Annotated in this window: 3 protein-coding genes; all 3 read left to right on the top strand. The window is 62.5% G+C overall.

Going from position 1 to position 2693, the window contains the following annotated elements; all coding sequences use genetic code 11:
- Positions 1-704 (top strand): alpha/beta fold hydrolase (locus WBR57_RS09475; RefSeq protein ID WP_424083600.1); only part of this gene is annotated, 704 nt, incomplete at its 5' end.
- Positions 705-1140: 436 nt separating this feature from the next.
- Positions 1141-2292, top strand: a complete 1152-nt coding sequence (gene macA / locus WBR57_RS09470) for a macrolide transporter subunit MacA (protein ID WP_424083599.1) — start codon at positions 1141-1143, stop codon at positions 2290-2292.
- A 3-nt stretch (positions 2293-2295) separates the two neighbouring features.
- The coding region (locus WBR57_RS09465; RefSeq protein WP_424083598.1) for an ABC transporter ATP-binding protein at positions 2296-2693 on the top strand (398 nt) is incomplete at its 3' end.

The raw sequence follows: 2693 nt of genomic DNA, 5'->3' as shown, positions 1-2693 counted from the left end.
GCTTGCAGCCGCGCGGCCTGGACGGTGAGGCGGTGCCGCACAGCCAGGTCGAAGCGGCGGCGGCCTGTTATCTGCAAGCACTGGAGCAGGAGTGCGCGCACGGGCCGGTGCACCTGGTGGGGCATTCGTTTGGTGGTTGGGTGGCGCTGGAGATGGCGCTGCGGTTGCAGGCCGCCGGGCGTGAGGTGGCTTCGTTGACGGTGATCGACAGCGAAGCGCCTGGGGGCATGGGTCGATCGTATACGACGACGGCGGCATTGCTGCGGTTGATCGAGGCGATGCAGCTGGCGGCGGGGAGGTCGCTGGGCATAGACCTGGTGGACTTTGCCGGGCGAGATGAAGTGGCGCAACGGCAGTGGTTGCATGCGGGCATGGTCGGGGTCGGGTTGTTGCCGGCGCGGGCGAGTGTGGATGCCATGGACGGGCCGGCGCGGACGTATGCGGCGGCGTTGCGTACGGAGTATCGGCCGGTGCGGCGGTATGAGGGGGTAGTGCGGTTGGTGCTGGCACAGGACCCGGCGCTGGATGCTGCCGGTAATCAGCGGGAACAGGGGTTAATGGTGGAGGGGTGGCGGCGCCAGGGGACTGGGTTGCAGGTTTGGTATGGCGGGGGGAATCACTTTACGTTGCTCAAGGCCCCGAATGTGGCGGGGCTGGCGCGGTGGTGGGTGGATGAGGTGGTGGTTGGGGAGGGGGTTTCTTGATGATGGGGTGCATATCCGTTGCTGCGGTAACGGCGGCTAACCCGGCGTCCTGCCGGGTTACCCACGGATTCAAGCCTGCGTTCGGCCAGCGTGGTTTGACGGGGCGCCTGAGATCAAAAGCCAAATCAAAAGCAGAGCAAGGCGGCCTGGTAGCCGACCTGCGTGCTTTTGACCTTCACCTACCCTCGATTTGCTGTTGCCCTTACATCCTTACCGCTGACGAAGTCAGCGATCTTGTGATCTGCGCTTGTGATCGTGATCGTGATCGTGATCTTAGGCACACCGAGCCTAGGCGAGGTGCCGAGTGGTGGGGCAAGAGCGCTTTGGTTACTTTGCCGCTTTTGCAAGGTGACTCGCCGTAAGGGCGAAACCCTAAGCCGCCGTTACCCAAGTAATGGATATACACCCGATCAAAATCACCACTGCATGGTCACCTATGGAAAAGTCAAAGTTACGCAAACTCGGAATGCTCGCGGTATTGGCTGTCGCAATCGGCCTGACCGTCTACACCCTCCAGGCCCCCGCCGACGCCCCGCAATACCTCACCGCCACCGCTGAACGTGGCGACATCGAAAACGCCGTACTGGCCACCGGCGTCCTCGAAGGCATCAAACAAGTCGACGTCGGTGCCCAAGTTTCAGGCCAGTTGAAATCGCTCAAGGTCAAAGTCGGCGACAAGGTCAAAAAGGGCCAATGGCTCGCCGAAATCGACCCATTGATCCTGCAGAACACCCTGCGCAAAGCCCAGGTCGACGAGGAAAACCTGCAAGCCCAACGCCGTGCCACCGCGGCCCAGCTCAAACAGGCCAAGTCAGTCTACGAACGCTACAAAGGCCTGCAGGACGACGAGTCCGTCTCCCGCCAGGACTTCGAAGACGCCGAATCAACCTTCCAGGTACAGCAGGCCAACCTGCTGTCCCTGGACGCGCAGATCAAAAGCGCGCACATCCAGATCGACACCGCCAAGGTCAACCTGGCGTATACCCGCATCAACGCGCCCATTGACGGCGACGTGGTGGGCATCGTCACCCAGGAAGGCCAGACGGTGATCGCCAACCAGCTGGCCCCGGTGCTGCTCAAGCTCGCGGACCTCGACACCATGACCGTCAAGGCCCAGGTGTCCGAAGCCGATGTGATCCATATCAGCCCCGGCCAGCAGGTGTATTTCACCATCCTCGGCGAGGCCGACAAGCGTTACTACGCCAAGCTGCGCGGCACGGAACCGGCACCGCAGAACTTCCTCGAGACCCAGACCGCCGGCACGCCCAAGCAGAACACCGCAGTGTTCTACAACGCACTGTTCGACGTGCCGAACCCCGACCACCGCCTGCGCATCGCCATGACCGCCCAGGTGCGCATCGTGCTCGACACCGCCCAGGCCACGCTGATGGTGCCGGTGGCCGCGCTGGGCCCGCGCAACAACGACGGCACCTATGCAGTGCGGGTGCTCGATGCCAAAGGCCGGGCGGTGTCGCGCGCGGTCAAGACCGGCATCAACAACAACGTCAAGGTGCAGATCCTGGACGGTTTGGCCGAGGGCGATAAAGTGGTGATCGGCGATGCTTCGCCGGCCGTGGCGGGGAATTGAGTCATGAGCCAGCCACTGTTGGAACTCAAGGGCATCACCCGCAGTTTTATCGCCGGCGAGCGTGAATTCATTGCGCTCAAGGGCATCGACCTGACCATTCACGCCGGGGAAATGCTCGCGATCATCGGGGCGTCAGGCTCGGGCAAATCGACCCTGATGAACATCCTCGGCGGCCTGGATTATGCGACGGCCGGCAGCTACAAGATCAATGGCATCGAGACCCGTTCTTTGGGCGATGAGCAACTGGCGGAACTGCGTCGCGATTATTTTGGTTTTATCTTCCAGCGCTACCATTTGCTCGCGCACCTGAGTGCGTTGCACAACGTGGAAATGCCGGCGATCTACGCCGGTACGCCGCAAGCCCAGCGCCACAGCCGCGCGGGGGATTTGCTGGCGCGGCT

The organism is Pseudomonas sp., from assembly GCF_049590575.1.
GTDB lineage: Bacteria > Pseudomonadota > Gammaproteobacteria > Pseudomonadales > Pseudomonadaceae > Aquipseudomonas.
Note: the sequence above shows the minus strand (reverse complement) of the source record. Positions and strands in the feature narration are given on the sequence as shown.

Bases quoted from the DNA above. Each gene is read 5' to 3' on its own strand.
- macA (WP_424083599.1), top strand. From the start codon at position 1,141: ATGGAAAAGTCAAAGTTACGCAAACTCGGAATGCTCGCGGTATTGGCT.